This is a genomic window from Oleiagrimonas sp. C23AA, from assembly GCF_011759385.1.
Taxonomy (GTDB): Bacteria; Pseudomonadota; Gammaproteobacteria; order Xanthomonadales; family Rhodanobacteraceae; genus Oleiagrimonas.
The window spans coordinates 14,448-31,674 of sequence record NZ_JAARLY010000008.1; the positions used below are offsets into that span (position 1 = coordinate 14,448).

Below are 17,227 nucleotides of genomic sequence, written 5' to 3' on the forward strand. Positions count from 1 at the left end.
GGTGGCGGGCGCTTTATCAGGCCGGCAAGCTATGCGCCTGTCGCGGCGGCAATGGCGCAGCAGTGTAGCGGTCCAGCCATTGATCAAGTGCCGCGGCCGGCATCGGGCGGGCGATGTAGTAGCCCTGCACTTCGTCGCAATCCATGTCGCGCACGATGTTGAAGATCGCTTCGTTTTCCACGCCCTCGACCACCACCCGGAACCCCAGTCGGCGTGCCATGTGTGCCACCGAACTGACGATGGTGGCATCGTCCGGACTGTCCATGATCGAGCGCACGAACGACTGGTCGATCTTCAGCGTCGACGCCGGCATCTGCCGCAGGTAACTCAGGTTGCTGTAGCCGGTGCCGAAGTCGTTCATGCGTGGCGCCGCATTGCTGCATCAGACTGGTTTCGGTGAACTCCAGTTCCAGGCCATCCAGCTCCAGACCGTGACGGCGGGTGATCGTTTCCAGCCGCTCGATCAGGATGTTGACGATATCGTTGCTTGAGACATTGAATGACAGCCCGATGTCGCGCCCGGCGCCGCGCCAGCGTGCCAGTTGCGCGCAGCCTTCCTCGAACACCCAGTCGGTCAGCATGCGCATCAGTGCCGACTGCTCGGCCAGCGCCACGAACTGGCTGGGCGGGATGTAGCCGAGCGTGGGGTGGCGCCAGCGCGCCAGTGCCTCCACGGAGACACAACGGCCGGTTTCCAGGTCGATGCGTGGTTGATAGTGCAGCTCGAACTCGTGATTGTGGTCGCGCAGCGCGGTCGATAGCTCGGTGACCAGAAAGAACGACTGGCGGTGCTGGTCGTCATCGTCGGGGCTGTAGTAGGCCCAGCCGCGTGGCGACAGCATGGCCATGTACGACGCGCTCATCAGCCGTCGCAGCGGGTCGGCGCTGGCGAGCTCACCGGCATCGACCTGGAGCAGGCCCACACCTGGCTGCAAGGTCAGCGGGATGCTCTGGCAGTCGATCGGTTCGCGCAGTGAGGCCACCAGCTGGTCGCACGCCTGGACATCGCCCGGCAGCGCGTCGTCGTTGAACACCATGGCAAAACGCGAGGGGCCCACCTGATAAAGATGGTGCTCGTGGCGGTGCCAGGCGCAGATGCGCGCCGCGGCCTGGCGCATCAAGGTGTCGCTGTAAAGATGCCCCATGGCGCGAACAAAGGCATTGAAACGCTGCACCGGCGCCACTTCGATGGCCGCCACCTGCACGCGCTGCATGCCGGCGTCGAAGCGTTCGCGAAGATCCTGGAAGAACGCATCGCGATTGGGCAGCTGGGTCACCGGGTCGGTGCGACCCAGGTAATCGCGCAACACCAGGCTTTGGGCGAGTACTGCGGCACCATCGCGCAGCGCGTCGACCTCGGCCTGTTCCAGCCGTGGGCGTGGCTGTTCGTCCAGCACGCACAGGGCGCCGGCATGGGTGCCGGTCAGTGTGATGATCGGCTCGCTGGCGAAAAATCGCACCGTCCTGCAGCGGTCGGCGGAGATGCCTGCGCTCCACAGGTCACCAATGACATGAGGCAAGTGGCGCCGCGCCGCCTCCATGAGCAGCGGATGAAGCTGCTCACGCTCCCCCGGAACATCGGCAGGGATGTACCAGAAGGCGCTGCCATCGGCCAGTGCCAGTACCACGCTGTTGGCGTGCACGCTGCTGGCGACCATGCGCGCGACCGCGTCAAAGGTCGGGACGGCAAATGGCGGTCCGCTGGATGCGTTGAACCCGGCCCTTGCCGTTGTACCCGGGTCGTCATCGTCCACCATCAACCGCGTGGTCAAGGTTTCCGGCATATCCCCCCCCAACGCCGTCCTCCATGGACGCGCTCGACTCAAGACTAGTCCGGCTCTTTCCTGAATACCAGAGTCCCCCATTCCAGGTAAGTCCAGGAGTAGCTCTGTGTCAGCGCGGCACCCGGTAGCCGCCGGGAACCCCCTCCGGGCTGAGCGTCAGCTGCCAGAGCTGATCGCGACGGCTGCGGAACACGGCGGCCGAGCAGGCCAGGTAGAAATGCCACATGCGCCGGAAGCGTTCGTCGTAGTTCTTGGAAAGCTCGGGCCAGGCGGCGTCGAAGTTGGCCTTCCAGGCCATCAGCGTGGTGTCGTAGTCGGGGCCAAAGTTGTGCCAGTCCTCGACCACGAACAGCTCTTCCAGCGCCGCGCTGACCTGGCTGGCGGCTGGGATCATCGAGTTGGGGAATATGTATTTCTCGATCCACGGATCGGGCTGGGACGGCTTGCCGTTGCTGCCGATGCTGTGCAGCACCGACAGTCCCTCCGGTTTCAGGCAGCGGCGCACCACTTCGAAGTAGGTGCGGTAGTTCTTCTGCCCGACGTGCTCGAACATGCCGATGGAATAGACCGCGTCAAACTGCTCGTCCATGTCGCGGTAATCGGTGAGGCGAATCTCCACCGGCAGGCCCTGGCACAGCGCGCGCGCGTATTCGGCCTGCTCCTTGGAGATGGTGACGCCGACGCCTTGCACCCCGTAGTGCTCGGCCGCGTATTTCAGTGCCTCGCCCCAGCCACAGCCGATATCGAGCACACGCATGCCGGGCTGGAGCCGCAGTTTGCGGCAGACCAGATCGAGCTTGGCCGCCTGCGCCTCATCGATATTGGTGGCATTGGCCCAGTAACCACAGGAATAAACCAGACGCTGGCCGAGCATGGCCTCGAACAGGTCATTGCCGAGGTCGTAGTGGGTGGCGCCCACTTCCCAGGCGTGCTGGCCGCGCTGCAGGTTGATGAAGCGCGCCTTCAGATGCGCCAGCAGGGTGTCCAGGGTTTTCAGGTGTTCATCCAGATGCGAGGCCAGCACCTTGGTGAAGAAGCCGGGCAGATCCTCGGCGTCCCACCAGCCGTCCATGTAGGCCTCGCCCAGACCCAGCGAGCCGTGCGCGAACACGCGTGAATACACACGCGAATCGTGCACCTGGATATCGGTGGGGCTGTCACCGTCGATGCGGATGCCGGCATGTTCCAGCAGCGCCTCGGCGCGTTCTCGCAATGAATCCTGACTCATGGACACTCCTTCGAATGGACACGCTCAAGAGGCGACCGGCAACGCTCCGGTCGCCGCGACTTGGGGTTTAGCCTGGCAACTATCAGCTAGCTTTCGTCAACATGCCGTATTCCACCTGGGAACGTTCGTACACCAGTTCCACGCCAGCCTCGATGACCGACTCCAGCAAGGCATCGGCTTCGCCGTCGGTGAGGATGAATTCCACCTTCACCGGCTGATCGCCGGCCAGCTCGAAGAAGGTCTCCTCGTGCAGCACACCGTGGCGGCCAAAGCCGGCAATGGCGCGATACACCGAGCCGCCGGCCAGGCGCTTGTCATGCGCCAGTTCCAGCAGCCATTCGTACAGCAGCTTGCCTTTGTGCTTGGCGTTGGAGGTCATGAAAAAGCGCAGGTTGGTGCCCTGGCGCGTGGTGTGGTTGATCTCGCTCATGGGGGCTCCTTGTCGATCAGCTGCGCAGCAGCGCGCGGGTCAGCGTAAGGCCAGCCACGGTCATGGCCAGCGAACCGATCACGTGGACGGCCACGTGGCTGGCAAACCACATGTACTGCTGGCGCAGCAGCAGCGTGGTGGCCTCGGCCGAGAACGTGGAAAAGGTGGTCAGGCCACCCAGCATGCCGGTCATCACGAACAGTCGCCAGAAGGCGGGAACGCCCTGATGATGGGCCACAAAGGCGATGGCGCAGCCCATGATCAGGCCGCCCAGCAGATTGGCCGCCAGGGTGCCCGGTGGCAGCGTGGGGAAAACATGGTTAAGGGCGACGCCCAGCCACCAGCGCAGCAATGCGCCAAGACCGGCGCCGCTGAACACGGCGATGATTGCAGTGATGCCCATCGGCTCTCCTTCAAGTGCAAGGTAACAAGTCGAATCGGGCCAGAGGAATGGCGTGCGCGCCTGCGCCTCCGGCAGATCCGGTGGAGCAGGCATCATCAACCAGAGGGTTTCGCCCTGGCGGTTCGTCCGGCCTGACGTGACCGGACAGGAGGCATGCCATCTCCCGCTTGCCTGTCGATGTTAGCCGCAGCCGCGTCGCAGCGCCACGGCGGGCGACAAGGCAAGTGCGTACAATGCGCGGCTGTTTCGATGGCGACGCCGGGGAAGGGGCGCCGCCGCATGCGACCGGATAGCAACTGATGACACGCCATCGCGCCCAAGGCCATGGACTGCTGGCCTTCCTTCTGGCCGGCCTCTCGATGATCGGGCCGTTCTCGATCGACGCCATCTTTCCCGGTTTCCCGGGCATTGGTCACGACTTTGCCGTTACCGAGGCCGCCGTGCAGCAGACCGTGGCCACCTACCTGGTGGCCTACGCCGGCATGAGCCTGTTCCATGGCGCGCTGTCCGATGCCTACGGGCGCAAGCCGGTCATCGTGATCGGCATGGCGCTGTATGCACTGGCCTCGCTGGGCGGCGCGTTTGCGCCCAGTTTTGCCTGGCTGCTGGTGTGCCGGGCGCTGCAGGGTGGCTGCGCCGGTGCCGGCATCGTGGTCGGGCGCGCCATTGTGCGTGACCGCCTGGAAGGCGCGGCGGCGCAAAAGCTGATGTCGAAGGTGATGATGATCTTCGGCGTGGCGCCGGCGCTGGCGCCGATCGTCGGCGCGTGGCTGCTGGGTATCGATGGCTGGCGCGGCATTTTCTTCGCGCTGACGGCGTTCGCGCTGGTGTTGGCGGTGATCTGCGGCCTGCTGCTGGAAGAGTCGCACCCGGCCGCGATGCGCAGTCCGTTCCGTCCCGGCCCGCTGTTTGCGGCCTATCGCAGCATTGTCGGCGATCGCCTGTACTGGCCGCTGGCGGTGGCGGCGACGGTGAATTTCGGCTCGTTGTTCCTGTTCATCGCCTCGGCGCCGGTGATCGTGACTCGGCACCTGGGGTTGGGGGCGGATGGCTTCCCGTGGCTGTTCGTGCCGGTGGTGATAGGGCTGGTCGGCGGCAGCTGGTTTTCCGGTCATCTGGCCGAGCGCATCAGCACGGCGCGCACGGTGGGTATCGGTTATGCGCTGATGCTGGTGGCGTGCGCTGCGCACCTGGTGCTGGCACTGGCGCTGCCGCAGGCCATGCTGCCGTGGTCGATGCTGCCGCTGGTGGTGCAGGGACTGGGCGTGCAAATGGCCTTCCCGACCATCACGCTGTTGCTGCTGGAGCGCTTTCCGGCAGCGCGTGGCGCGGCCTCCTCGGTGCAGGCCTGCGTCAATCTGATGTTCAACGCGGTGGTGGCCGGTGTGCTCTCGCCGCTGTTGTCGGCGCACATGCTGAGCCTGGCGCTGGGCGCCTGCGCCATCACCGGTACGGGCCTGGTTGCCTGGCTGGGCTATCGGCACATGGCCGGGCGCGAGGCCGACCGGCCGGTGCACGGCGAGGCCTTCGACGTGGTCGCCGAGAGCGAGTCCGGCTGAGTCGGCTGACGCGACGAACGTGAACCGCGGCTACGCGGCTTCTTTGACATTGCCGGCCATGGGCTTGAGCCTAGGGAGAAGGTTCAGCCTTGCGTGCCGGTGTGAGGCCGGCGCGTTCGACGGGCGAGGCGACACTCGTCGTTTCGTGCGCACTCACCCAACGAACGGAGATTTGAAGCCCTATGAAGAAACCGCTTCTGATGATGCTTTCCCTGGCCGCTTGCGGCGCCGTCGCCACCCCGGCCGTGGCCGCTCAGAACGCGCAGAAGGGCCAGGCCGCCTCCAAGGCCGCCATGAGCATGCCGACGCCGGCCGAGAAATCCGCCTGCACCAACGCCGCCGATGACATCATCAACAAGCTTGATGCCGGTGATGTGTCGGCCGCCACATCGCACTTCGATCCGCGTCTGCACGCCAAGATGACCGATGCCAAGCTGCAGGCCGGCTGGAAGAAGCTGACCGACAAGTACGGCAAGAACCCCGAGCTGGGCACGCCGCAGGCGCGCAAGGTCAAAAAGTACACCCTGGTGATGGTGCCGATGAGCTACAACAAGGCACAGCTGGGCGCGCAAGTGGCCTGTAACAGCAAGGGCAAGGTGCTGGCCTTCCGCATTGGCGCGATGAAGAAGGCGCCGTCCAAGTCCTGATCACCGGGCGTTGAACGGAGTCGTTGCTCCCGAGCGAGCAACTGCAGCCACAACGAAAAAGCGCCGTCCTTTCGGGCGGCGCTTTTTGTTTGGTCCGAGAGCCGGTAACGCTCAGGCGGCGTCGGCGGGTAGCAGCTGGTGCCCGATCAGCCAGCGCCGCGCATCGTCGGCATCGTGGCTGAACCAGGCCTGGGTCGAGCCCAGCCGGAAGCTGTAGCCCCAGGCGTCCATGTCGGCCATCAGCTGCGCGCGACCGACACCGGGCAGGGCATCGGCCAGCACGATCTGCAGGTAGCAGGAGGCGTCCTCTTCCTCTATGGAATCGGTGGCATCGGTGTGCACCGCCGCGCGGCGCTCCGGCGGCAGCACGATCAGATGGCAGGCCTCGTGCAGCAGCGAGTGCACCGGCGTGTCATCGCGCGCATAGACATCGCAGCCGATGATGCCCGCTTCCGGTTCACCCCAATAGCTGCCGGGAATCGGCTGGCCATCCTCGACCCTGTGCAGGCGCAGGCCGTAGCCGGCCAACAGGGCCGCCGGGGTCTGGAATCCGATCTGGCCCACGCGGGTGACGCGGGCTTCGTCGGTGCCGGCCGTGCCGTGCGTCATGCGATCGCGCTCAGCTCTTCTTTTCGTCGTCGGGCAGGGCTACCGAGAGCTCCAGCACGTCGTGGCCGGTGTCGCTTTCCAGGTTCACCTGCACCGCTTCGGGATCGATATTGACGTACTTGCGGATCACTTCCAGAAGCTCGCTGCGCAGCAGCGGCAGGTAGTCCGGACCGCCACGGGTGCTGCGTTCCTGGGCCACGATGATGCGCAGGCGCTCGCGGGCGATGGAGGCGGTGTTCTTCGGCTTGGCGCGCAGAAAGTCGAGAATGCCCATGGATCAGCCTCCGAACATGCGTTTGAACAGACCCTTCTTGGGTACTTCCAGAAAGCGCAGCGGGCGCTCCTCGCCCAGCACACGGGCCACCGCATCGGCGTAGGCCTGGCCGGCCATCGACTGGGCGTCCAGGATCACCGGCTCACCGGCGTTGGAGGCAGCCAGCACGTTTTCCGATTCAGGAATCACGCCGACCACCGGCAGGCCCAGGATGTCTTCCACATCCTTCACCGAGAGCATTTCGCCCGCTTCCACGCGTACCGGGTTGTAGCGGGTCAGCAGCAGGTGTTGCTTGACGGTGGCCTGGCCGCCTTCGGCGTGGCGCGTCTTGCTGGCCAGAAGGCCCAGGATGCGATCCGAATCGCGTACCGAGGATACTTCCGGGTTCACCACCACCATGGCGTGATCGGCGAAATACATGGCCAGATGCGCGCCCTTTTCGATACCGGCGGGCGAATCGCAGACCACGTAATCGAAGCCTTCCTTCTTCAGCTCGTCCAGGACCTTTTCCACGCCTTCCTGGGTCAGCGCGTCCTTGTCGCGGGTCTGCGAGGCGGCCAGCACGAACAGCTTGTCGTTGCGCTTGTCCTTGATCAGCGCCTGCTTGAGCGTGGCTTCGCCCTGGATGACGTTGACGAAGTCGTAAACCACGCGGCGCTCGCAGCCCATGATCAGGTCGAGGTTGCGCAGACCGACGTCGAAGTCGATTACGGCCACCTTCTTGCCGGCCTGTGCCAGGCCCGTGGCCAGCGAGGCACTGGTGGTGGTCTTGCCAACTCCGCCTTTACCCGAAGTGACGACGATGATCTCTGTCAAGGGAGTGTCTCCGAAAATGTTGGGTGCAACGGCCTTGGATGGCCTGTGACGATGTTGAGGTTTTCAAGGTCACCGGTGCCGGTAGCGCCGCTGTCCGGCGCCGGCCCCGGTGCGTGGATCACGCGCACACCCCTGCGGTGCGCGTGGTCCATCAAAGTCGTTCGATCAAAAGCTTGCCGTCTTCCAGCCAGCATTGCACGGACTGGCCATCCAGTTCCGGCGGAATCTGCTCGAAGACGCGGTACTGGCCGGCAATGGAGACCAGTTCGGCGCGGAAGTCGCTGCAGAAAATGCGCGCATCCTCGTCGCCCTGGGCACCGGCCAGCGCACGGCCACGCAGCGGACCGTAGATATGGATGGAGCCGTCGGCAATGATCTCGGCGGCATTGGCCACTGCCGCGGACACCACCAGATCGCGCCCACGCGCATAGACCTGCTGACCTGAGCGGATCGGCTGGCTGTGGCGCTGCGCGGTGCTGGCGCCCTCGCTGGAGGCCGCCGGTGCAGCAGGCGCCGGCGTGGGTGCCGGAGCGGGAGCGCGTGCCGGGGCAGGCGCCGGCGCGGCCGGCGGCGGAGGCGCCGCGGCCAGTTCGCCGTTGTCGCGCTCGTAGGCGGCGCGGAACTTGGCGATCAGCGGCAGGCCCATGCGCTGTGCCAGGGCTTCGGTGTCCTTGGTGCCGTAGGCCAGGCCCACCGGCAGCATGCCGGCCGAACGCACCGCCTCGAGCAGCGCATCGACCATGCCGTCGCCGGGCAGGTCCAGCAGGTGGCTTAAGTCAAGCACCACGGCGGCGCGGGTGAACAACTGGGGCGCGGCCTGCACGCGCCGTTCCAGCTCGGCGCAAAGCGCGGCCGGATCGGCATGGCGCACGCGCACGCAGGCGATGCCGACCTGGCCAAAGCGCAGGTCGGCCGCTTCCATGGCGGGGGCGGCCGTGCTCATGCGGAAGCCTCCCGACGCTGCTGGATGTGCTCGCGCTCGCTCAGCCAGGGCTGAGCGGGCAGGGCGTGGCCGTAGGTGTCGCGCACGTAGTCGAAGCTGGGCAGCGCCTTGGCCTGCATGCTGACACGGCGCTGGTTGCCCGGCATCACCTGCTGACCCACTTCCTGGAAGCCATAGGTGCCGTGGAACAGCAGGGTCGCGTCGTCGCGCGGCTCGAGAAACACTTCACAGGCCAGGTGCGGCACGCGCACTTCGGCAAAACTTTGAACGTCGCAATAAAACACGCGACCCAGGCCATGACGGCGCCAGCCGCTGCCCACCACAATACGATCGATATACACAAACTGCTCGTAACGTTCGCGAAACCAGAGAAAATTGGGACTGTCGTGATCGGCGTCTTCGCGCACGGCGATCAGGAAGCCGGCCACCTTACCGTCCACTTCGGCTACACGGAAATAGTCGGCAATGTCGTAGAGATGGCGCGCGTGCGCTTCGCTCATCGACAAGATACCGGCGCCGGCGGCGTTGTTGAGCGCCAGCACTGCTTCCAGGTCGTGCTCGCGCACGTCACGGATGGCCAGGACCATTCGTTGCTCCGCTTGAAAATCGTTGGCGACGAGGGCGTGTCGGGACGCGACCGTCCGGACGCAGTCGCCTTCTCTGGCGTACGTGCATCGCGCGACGGATCGCCCTGCCGAGCCTCCCGATCCATCGCAGGCCTTACGTGGGACGGCGCGCATTATCGCATGCCCTCCCGTACACATACATAAAAACGTTCGCCGCGTTAAGAGCCTGTTTTGATGACTTGGTGTAGGGCCATGACTTCGGGCCGATTGCGTGTCGCGGCCGGGCGCCTATGATGCGGGGCATGCCCTGGTCCCAGTTCAATCACCTGCGCCTTCTGCGTTACGCCGGCCTGTTCACCTATGTATGTGTGGGCATGCCGCTGGTGACGACATGGGCCGATCATCGCCTGAACCTGTTGCATCGCCCGAACATGGCGCTGTTGTGGTGGGTGGCCTATTACCTGCTGTTCGGCGTGCTGTACTGGCTGTTGACGCGCAATCTGGGCTCGCGCCGCTACTGGATGCTGAAGCTGATCGGTCTGGCGGCGATGACCATGGCCTCGATTGCGGTGGGCTGGTATAGCCACAGCGGCCTGTCGGCGATGCTGATGGTGGTGGTGGCTGTGGTGCTGCCACTGCTGGTGCCGTTCTGGATCGGCGTGGCCTGGATGGTGGTGCAGAACCTGAGCCTGGTGATGGTGTTCTTCACCTTTCCCGAATACGGGCATAGCCTGACGTTGGCCTTCGTGCAGTCGTTCATTTATCTGGGCAGCTCGGCGCTGACCTTCGTTGCCGCCTGGGTGGCCAGCCAGCAGGCCGAGGAGCGCGAGCGCCAGCGCCAGCTCAACTCTGAATTGCGCGCCACGCGCGCGCTGTTGGCCGAGTCCAGCCGTATTGCCGAGCGCATGCGCATCGCGCGCGATCTGCATGATCTGGTCGGCCACCACCTGACCGCGCTCAGCCTGAATCTGGAAGTGGCCAGTCATCTGGTCACCTCGCCGGCCGCCGAGCACGTGGGTATGGCGCGCAAGACGGCCAAGCACCTGCTGGCCGACGTGCGCGAGGTGGTCAGCGAGCTGCGTCAGGACGAGGAGCTGGATCTGACCCAGGCGCTGCGCAGCCTGATCGAGGGCGTGCCGTCGCTCCATGTGCATCTGAAGCTGCCGCCGCGTTTTGCCATCGAGGATCCCCAGCGCGCGCAGGTGGTGTTGCGCTGCGTGCAGGAGATCGTCACCAATGCGGTTCGTCACGCCCATGCGCGCAACCTGTGGTTGACCTTCAGCATCGACGACGGTGGCGTACTCGGTATCGATGCGCATGACGACGGTCGCGGCGCACGCGATCTTCGCCCGGGCAATGGCCTGACCGGCATGCGCGAGCGGTTGGCCGAGTTTGGCGGTTCCCTGGAGCTGATCACCGGCAAGTCGCGTGGTTTCCATTTACGCCTCAATATGCCGCTGGAGGCCGCCACGTCGCGCTCGGGTGCGGTACGCTCATTGGCCGCAGGCGCCGGCGAGGGCGCGTCGGGCGTGGGTGACGCGCCGATGCCCGACGCTGGCGCATGATCATTTCAGGGGAGGTGCCGACGATGCAATGCAGGGCCGGCACGCGACGCTTCGAGGATTCCTATGATTTCCGTATGTCTGGTTGACGATCAGAACCTGGTACGCCAGGGCATCCGCTCACTGCTCGACCTGGCGCCCGATATTCGTGTCGTGGCCGAGTGCGCCGATGGCAAGCAGGCTGTCGAAGCCATTCCCAAGGCGCGTCCGGACGTGGTCCTGCTGGACCTTCGCATGCCCAACATGACCGGTATCGAAGTGCTGCAGACACTGTCGGCTCGCAACGAGCTGCCGCCGACGGTGATCCTGACCACCTTTGATGACGATCAGCTGGTGCTGTCGGGCCTGAAGGCCGGCGCGCGCGGTTATCTGCTGAAGGATGTGTCGCTGGAGCAGCTGGTCGAAGCGGTGCGCACCGTGGCCGGTGGCGGCTCGCTGGTGGCGCCGGTGGTCACCCAGCGCCTGCTGGCCGGTGTCGGTCGCATCCAGAACCAGTTCTCCAGTCTGGAACAGCCCGACCCGCTCACCGAGCGCGAAACTGAAATACTGCGTTTACTGGCCGGCGGTTACAGCAACAAGGAAATCGCCAATTCATTGCGCGTGGCCGAAGGCACGGTTAAAAACCACGTGTCCAATATCCTTTCCAAGCTGGGTGTGCGTGATCGCACGCGTGCGGTTCTCAAGGCGCTCGAGCTTGGTATTGTGTAGACAGGACCTTAACGCGGGCGTTTTTCAGGCCGTGTAGGCTTCTTTCTTTTCATCGGTTTGGCAGGCCTAGCCCCATGGCCTCCGAACCAGTAACATCAGTCTCTTCGGCGTCGCGCCGTGATCGGTCGCGACCTGAATCCTGGGGAGTATTCCGGCGCCCATGCCGGGGTGCGCCGGATAGAGACGTTCGGAGACTTCTGGAAATGATGCGTCTGTTTGAGTTCATTGTCGCCCTGGTCATGGTTGCCATTCTCGGCATCGTGGTCGGCGTTTTTCTGCCCAGTTCGGGTCATGTCGAGCGCTCGGTCGTCCTAAGCAAGGACATCCGCGACGTCTATGACCTGATGAACAACTTCCATCGTTTCCCCGAGTACGCCACGCTGCGTGCCGAGGATCCGACCATGAAGTATTCGTTCGAGGGCAAGGCTTATGGCCCCGGCGCCGCCATTACCTGGAGCGGCGACAACAGCAAGGTCGGCCAGGGTCGCCTGGAGATTGCCTCGGCCAAGCCCGGTTACGAGGATGTCGGCACCGACGGCCATGGCGAGATCGTTTGGAACCTGACCAACGGCTGGCATGGCACCGACAAGCACTTCACCATCGACATGGAGCGCACCGGTCGCGGCCAGAAGCTGGTCAAGGTGACCTGGTCCTACGATGTCACCTACGGCTGGAACCTGATCAACCGTTATTCGAGCCTGTACATTCACGGCGCGCCTGACGAGCTGATCCAGTACAGCCTGGACAACCTGCAGAACGTGCTGGCCTCGGTGCCGAACATCGACTACAGCGATCTGCGTCCGGCCATCGTGCAGACCACCAAGACCCCGGTCCTGTTTGTCTCCACCGAAGCCAAGCGCACCCTGGATGACGTCGATGCGGCCACGTCCAAGGCCATGGATCAGCTGAACGCGACCATGAAGAAGCTGGGCGTGCATCAGGTCGGTCCGCGCATCACCTTCACCACCAACTACGGCAACGACAAGTACAGCTTCGACGTGGCCGTGCCCATCGACAGCGACACGCTGAAGATCGGTGATCAGCAGTACACCCTGCAGTCGCCGGTGGTGCCGAAGCTGAACCCGGCCGGCGAGCCGGCCGATGATTCCAGCGTGGCCGGTGCCGGCTCCACCGCCAGCGCCGCCAGCGCACCGGCTTCGGCCGACAGCGTGGCCGATGCCGACAGCGGCAAGGCGGGCGACAAGGCCAAGAAGGATCAGGACACCGGTCCGAAGCCGGGCAGCACCGACAAGTACAACCACCTGATCGTCAACGACAACGTCAAGGCGATGCTGGCCTTCGGTGGCAAGGCGCTGACGGGTACCTGGACCGGTTCGCCGGCCGGCGTGCCGCCGACCCGCCTGATGCTGGAAGCCTACGCGCTGACCCACGGCTACAAGTTCGACGACGTGCAGGACCGCCTGTACGACAAGCAGCTGGTGGCCTACGGCAGCAAGGGTCCTGACGGCAAGGAAGTGGCCTACGACCAGCAGAAGTTTGCGGTGTTCCTGCCGCTGACCTGGGGTCCGGATCAGACGCCTGAGCAGCAGGCGGGCACCGCCGGCAAGCACGGCGACGATCTGGACGCCCCGGCTGCCGCAGGCAGCAGCGCCCCGGCCAGTGCCGGCAGCGTGCCGGCCCCGGCGGGTACCGCGCCCAGCGCCGCTGGCAGCGCGCCGACGCCGGCCGAGAGCGCCGCGCAGTAAATCGCGCCAGCCGCCAAGGCTTGAAAGCAGAAAGGCCCCTCGCATGAGGGGCCTTTTTCTTTGCATGTTTGCCCGAGCACACGTCGACGGACAGGCCGGGCATACGTGATGTCGCATGGGATCTGCCACGGGTGCCGAGGCGGCAGACTCCCACGCGCTCCGGCCTGACGACGATGTGGGTCGTGCGACTGGCCAGCGGCGGCTAGGCAAGCCTGTTCACATCGCGCGAAGGACGATCCGGGGATTCTCGGCGTCTGCTGGCGGGCGAGAACGGTCAGGCGCTGAGCCTGGCCGGCATCTTGCCGCGTGGCATGTCATCGCGGTGGCGCGATGCGGTACATTGGAGGGCCTGCGTTCTGGCCCTGGCCGGACGCGGCATTGTTCCCGCCGAGCCGTACGCGATGATCGAAGCCGAGCAACTGACCCGCCGTTACGGCAGCCTGGTGGCCGTCGATGCGCTGAGCCTTCGCGCCGAGCCGGGCAAGGTGCTGGGGCTGCTGGGGCCCAATGGCGCCGGCAAGACCACCGCCATGCGCATGATTGCCGGCTTTCTGGCGCCGACGTCGGGACGCGTGAGTGTGTGCGGCTACGATGTGCAACGCCAGCCGCTGAAGGCCAAGCGCTCACTGGGCTACCTGCCCGAGGGCGCGCCGTGCTACGGCGAGCTGACGGTGCGCGAATCGCTGGATTTCGTTGCCCGCGCGCGTGCCTTGAAGGGCGAGGCCGCCTTCCGCCGGTTGGACGAGGTGGTCGAGCGTCTGCAGCTGGAGGCCGTGCTGGAGCAGAATCTGGATACGTTGTCCAAAGGCTTTCGCCGGCGTGTCGGCCTGGCCCAGGCGATTTTGCATGATCCACCGGTACTGATTCTGGATGAGCCCACCGACGGCCTGGACCCGAACCAGAAGCACGAGGTGCGCGACCTGATCGATGCCATGGCGCGCAACCGCACCATCATCATTTCCACGCACCTGCTGGAGGAAGTCGGCGCGCTGTGCAGCCGCGTGGTCATCATTGCTGGCGGCAAGCTGCTGGCTGATGCCACGCCGGCCGAACTGGAGGCGCGTTCGCGTTATCACGGCGCGGTCTCCTTCAGTGCCAGTGGTGCGGGCGCGGCGCGGGCGATGATTGCGCACCTGCCGCAGGTGTCCAACGTGGAGGTGGATCCGACCAGCGGCCGCATGACGGTGTTTCCGCACCCGGGCGAGGCCATTCTCGACCCGGTGCAGAACATTCTGCGTGAGCAGGGATTGGCCGTGCACGAGCTGCAACTGGAGCGCGGGCGCCTGGACGAAGTGTTTCGCCGCATCACCACCGGAGAGCGTCTATGAACGCGGTGCTGGCCATCATGCGTCGTGAGCTTCGCAGTTATTTCGTCACGCCGCTGGCGTACGTGTTCATCGTCATCTTTCTGTTGCTGGCCGCCGCGTTGACCTTCTACGTGGGGGATTTCTACGAGCGCGGTCTGGCCGACCTGCAGCCATTTTTCCGCTTTCACCCCTGGCTGTACCTGTTTCTGGTGCCGGCGCTGTCCATGCGCCTGTGGGCGGAGGAGCGCAAATCCGGCACGCTGGAGTTGCTGCTGACGCTGCCGGTGACGCTGACCCAGGCCATGCTGGGCAAGTTTCTGGCCGCCTGGCTGTTCGTGGCGCTGGCGTTGGTGCTGACTTTTCCCATCTGGCTGACGGTGAATTACCTGGGCAATCCGGATAACGGCGTGATCCTGGCCGGCTATCTGGGCAGCTTGCTGATGGCCGGTGCCTTCATCGCCGTGGGTTGCTGCCTGTCGACGCTGACGCGCAGCCAGGTGGTGGCCTTCATCCTGACCGCGGCGGTGTGTTTCATGCTGCTGCTGGCCGGACAGCCGATCATTCTGGAGGCCGCCTCCAGCGTGCTGCCGCAGTCGCTGGTCAATGCGGTGGCCGATCTGAGCTTCCTGCAGCACTTTCAGGCCATCGCCCGCGGCGTGCTGGACCTGCGTGACGTGGTGTACTTCCTGATCTCGATCGTGGTCTGGCTGACCGCCGGCGTGTGGCTGTTGGACCTGGGGAGGGCGCGATGAGTCATCCCCGCCTGCGGCAGTTCCTTCGCTTGCGCCGCTCATTTTTCACCGTGCTTGGCCTGGTGGCGCTGGGCATGGTCTACGTCGGCGTGGTGCTGGCCAGCCACCACTGGATGCGCGACCAGCGTGTGGACCTGACCGAGGACCACCTGTACACGCTTTCGCCAGGTACCGAGCACATCCTCGGGCATCTGCACAAGCCGATCCAGCTGTCGCTGTTTTTCTCCGAGCATGCCACGCGTGACCTGCCGCAGTTGCGCAGCTACGAACAGCGCGTGCGCGAGATGCTGCGCGAGATGGCCGCGCGTGCGCACGGCAAGCTGCACCTGAAGGTGATCGATCCGGTGCCGTATTCGGACGACGAGGATCGCGCCTTCGGCGATGGCCTGACTGCGGTCCCCGGGGGCAGCAATGGCGAGCGCGTGTTCTTCGGTCTGGCCGGGCGCAGCGCGTCGGGGCAGACGCTGTCGATCCCGTTCTTCGATCCGGGCAAGGAAGCATTTCTCGAATACGACATCGCCAAGTTGATCTACGAGTTGAACGCCCCCAGCAAGCCGACGGTGGGCGTGATCAGCAGCCTGCCGATGGATGGCGACCCGTTGACTGGCGCCAAGCCGTGGGCGCTGATGCGCCAGCTGCATCAGTTGTTCGATGTGAAGATGATCGCGCCGTCCAAGGTGGGCGACCGCATCGATCCGGACAAGATCCAGGTGCTGCTGCTGGTGCACCCCAAGCAGCTTTCTGACCAGGCCACCTATGCCATCGACCAGTACGTGCTGCATGGCGGCCATCTGGTGGTGTTCGTCGATCCGGATGCCGAGATGGATGCCCGCCCGGTGGGACAGATCGCCGGTACCGTAGCCGGCTCCTCTTCCGACCTGCCGCGTCTGTTCAAGGCCTGGGGTGTGGCCTACGACCCGGACCGCGTGGTGCTGGATCGTTCGCGCGCGCTGTCCATTTCGCTGTCGGGGGACTCGCAGCAGCTGCGTCATCCGGCGATGCTGGGGCTGACCTCCCAGGAGCTCAATCACGACGACGTGATCACGGCCAGCCTGCAGAACATCAACGTGTCCTCGGCCGGCTATTTCGAACTGGCCGCCAACAGCAACTCGCGGCTGACGCCGCTGATCCAGACCACGGGCGATGCCATGGTGGTGCCGGCCGAGCGCGTGCGCCTGACCAGCGACCCGACCTCGCTGTTCTCCGGCTACCAGCCCAACGGCGAGCACTACGTGCTGGCCGCGCGCCTGCGTGGCACGTTCAACAGTGCGTTCCCCGATCACGGCGGCAAGCATCATCTGTCCAAGGCGCCGGGCCCCGAGCAGGTGGTACTGGTGGCCGATACCGACCTGCTGTCGGACCGGCTCTGGGTGCAGTCCACGCCGTTCCTGGGCGAGCAGCTGTTGAGTGCGTTTGCCAACAATGCCGATTTTGTGGCCAACATCATCGACAACCTGAGCGGCTCTTCGGCGTTGCTGTCGGTGCGTGGCCGCGCCATTTCGCAGCGGCCGTTCACCGTGGTGCAGCAACTGCGGCGCGCGGCCGACCAGAAATTCCGCGTCAAGGAGCGCGAGCTGGAAAAGGAGCTGGTGGCCACCGAACACAGCCTGGCGGCGTTGCAGCCGGCCAAGGACTCGGCAAGCAACGCGCCAGATGATCCCAACCGCAAGCATCAGATCGACCAGTACCTGAAACGCAAGCTGGAGATTCGCCGGCAGTTGCGCGAGGTGCAGCATCAGCTCGATGCCGAGATCGACGCACTGGGTGCGCGCATCAAGGCCATCAATATTCTGCTGGTGCCGGCGCTGGTGGTGCTGGCCGGGCTGATTTTCGCCTGGCGCCGCGCGCGCCGCAGCCGCCGGCCGCCTGCGGCATAAGCGCACACAAACTCACCGTCCGGTGCCGTGATGCCGGCCGGTCTGGTCTAATGCCC

17 protein-coding genes and 1 riboswitch are annotated in these 17,227 nt (G+C 65.1%); of the genes, 8 read left to right on the top strand and 9 right to left on the bottom strand.

Annotated features, from left to right (window positions below; all coding sequences use genetic code 11):
• Nucleotides 1–83 precede the first annotated feature (83 nt).
• From HBF24_RS13395 to crcB, 4 genes are all read right to left on the bottom strand, one after another.
• On the bottom strand, nt 84–1,658 hold the full coding sequence (locus HBF24_RS13395; RefSeq protein WP_167173747.1) for a GGDEF domain-containing phosphodiesterase: 1,575 nt from the start codon (nt 1,656–1,658) through the stop codon (nt 84–86).
• 235 nt (nt 1,659–1,893) lie between these two features.
• Entirely contained in the window at nt 1,894–3,012 is a 1,119-nt protein-coding gene (gene cfa / locus HBF24_RS13400) for a cyclopropane fatty acyl phospholipid synthase (RefSeq protein ID WP_167173749.1), read from the bottom strand.
• 82 nt (nt 3,013–3,094) lie between these two features.
• Nucleotides 3,095–3,442 carry a DUF190 domain-containing protein gene (locus HBF24_RS13405; protein WP_167173751.1) on the bottom strand — a complete coding sequence of 116 codons (348 nt, stop codon included), beginning with the start codon at nt 3,440–3,442 and terminating at the stop codon, nt 3,095–3,097.
• Between the two features lie 16 nt (nt 3,443–3,458).
• Nucleotides 3,459–3,845 carry a fluoride efflux transporter CrcB gene (crcB, locus tag HBF24_RS13410; RefSeq protein WP_167173753.1) on the bottom strand — a complete coding sequence of 129 codons (387 nt, stop codon included), beginning with the start codon at nt 3,843–3,845 and terminating at the stop codon, nt 3,459–3,461.
• Between the two features lie 79 nt (nt 3,846–3,924).
• A riboswitch (Fluoride riboswitch) is annotated at nt 3,925–4,018 on the bottom strand.
• Nucleotides 4,019–4,144: 126 nt separating this feature from the next.
• Here crcB and HBF24_RS13415 point away from each other — a divergent pair.
• Nucleotides 4,145–5,404 carry a multidrug effflux MFS transporter gene (locus tag HBF24_RS13415; protein WP_167173755.1) on the top strand — a complete coding sequence of 420 codons (1,260 nt, stop codon included), beginning with the start codon at nt 4,145–4,147 and terminating at the stop codon, nt 5,402–5,404.
• Between the two features lie 182 nt (nt 5,405–5,586).
• Entirely contained in the window at nt 5,587–6,051 is a 465-nt protein-coding gene (locus HBF24_RS13420; protein WP_167173757.1) for a DUF3887 domain-containing protein, read from the top strand.
• A gap of 111 nt (nt 6,052–6,162) precedes the next feature.
• Here HBF24_RS13420 and HBF24_RS13425 read toward each other — a convergent pair whose 3' ends face one another.
• From HBF24_RS13425 to HBF24_RS13445, 5 genes are all read right to left on the bottom strand, one after another.
• On the bottom strand, nt 6,163–6,660 hold the full coding sequence (locus HBF24_RS13425; RefSeq protein ID WP_167173758.1) for a hypothetical protein: 498 nt from the start codon (nt 6,658–6,660) through the stop codon (nt 6,163–6,165).
• A 10-nt stretch (nt 6,661–6,670) separates the two neighbouring features.
• A complete protein-coding gene (gene minE / locus HBF24_RS13430) occupies nt 6,671–6,934 on the bottom strand; it encodes a cell division topological specificity factor MinE (RefSeq protein ID WP_167173760.1) in 264 nt (87 codons plus the stop codon).
• Between the two features lie 3 nt (nt 6,935–6,937).
• Nucleotides 6,938–7,750 carry a septum site-determining protein MinD gene (gene minD, locus HBF24_RS13435; RefSeq protein WP_167173762.1) on the bottom strand — a complete coding sequence of 271 codons (813 nt, stop codon included), beginning with the start codon at nt 7,748–7,750 and terminating at the stop codon, nt 6,938–6,940.
• A 151-nt stretch (nt 7,751–7,901) separates the two neighbouring features.
• Nucleotides 7,902–8,693: a septum site-determining protein MinC gene (gene minC / locus HBF24_RS13440; protein ID WP_167173764.1), complete on the bottom strand. Its 792-nt coding sequence runs from the start codon at nt 8,691–8,693 to the stop codon at nt 7,902–7,904.
• Nucleotides 8,690–9,280, bottom strand: coding sequence for a GNAT family N-acetyltransferase (locus HBF24_RS13445; RefSeq protein ID WP_167173765.1), 591 nt, complete (start codon nt 9,278–9,280; stop codon nt 8,690–8,692). The genes minC and HBF24_RS13445 overlap by 4 nt, the downstream gene beginning before the upstream one ends.
• Nucleotides 9,281–9,561: 281 nt before the next feature.
• Between HBF24_RS13445 and HBF24_RS13450 the strand changes: the two genes are divergently transcribed.
• From HBF24_RS13450 to HBF24_RS13475, 6 genes are all read left to right on the top strand, one after another.
• The gene (locus tag HBF24_RS13450; RefSeq protein WP_167173767.1) at nt 9,562–10,824 is read left to right on the top strand and encodes a sensor histidine kinase; all 1,263 of its coding nucleotides are present in this window, start codon (nt 9,562–9,564) and stop codon (nt 10,822–10,824) included.
• A gap of 63 nt (nt 10,825–10,887) precedes the next feature.
• Complete coding sequence (locus HBF24_RS13455) at nt 10,888–11,529, top strand: response regulator transcription factor (RefSeq protein ID WP_167173769.1); 642 nt, start codon at nt 10,888–10,890, stop codon at nt 11,527–11,529.
• A gap of 203 nt (nt 11,530–11,732) precedes the next feature.
• Complete coding sequence (locus HBF24_RS13460) at nt 11,733–13,235, top strand: polyketide cyclase (protein ID WP_167173770.1); 1,503 nt, start codon at nt 11,733–11,735, stop codon at nt 13,233–13,235.
• A gap of 401 nt (nt 13,236–13,636) precedes the next feature.
• Nucleotides 13,637–14,563, top strand: coding sequence for an ABC transporter ATP-binding protein (locus tag HBF24_RS13465; RefSeq protein ID WP_167174159.1), 927 nt, complete (start codon nt 13,637–13,639; stop codon nt 14,561–14,563).
• Entirely contained in the window at nt 14,560–15,294 is a 735-nt protein-coding gene (locus tag HBF24_RS13470; protein ID WP_167173772.1) for an ABC transporter permease subunit, read from the top strand. Before HBF24_RS13465 ends, HBF24_RS13470 begins: the two co-directional genes overlap by 4 nt.
• On the top strand, nt 15,291–17,171 hold the full coding sequence (locus tag HBF24_RS13475) for a Gldg family protein (RefSeq protein ID WP_167173774.1): 1,881 nt from the start codon (nt 15,291–15,293) through the stop codon (nt 17,169–17,171). The genes HBF24_RS13470 and HBF24_RS13475 overlap by 4 nt, the downstream gene beginning before the upstream one ends.
• Nucleotides 17,172–17,227 lie beyond the last annotated feature (56 nt).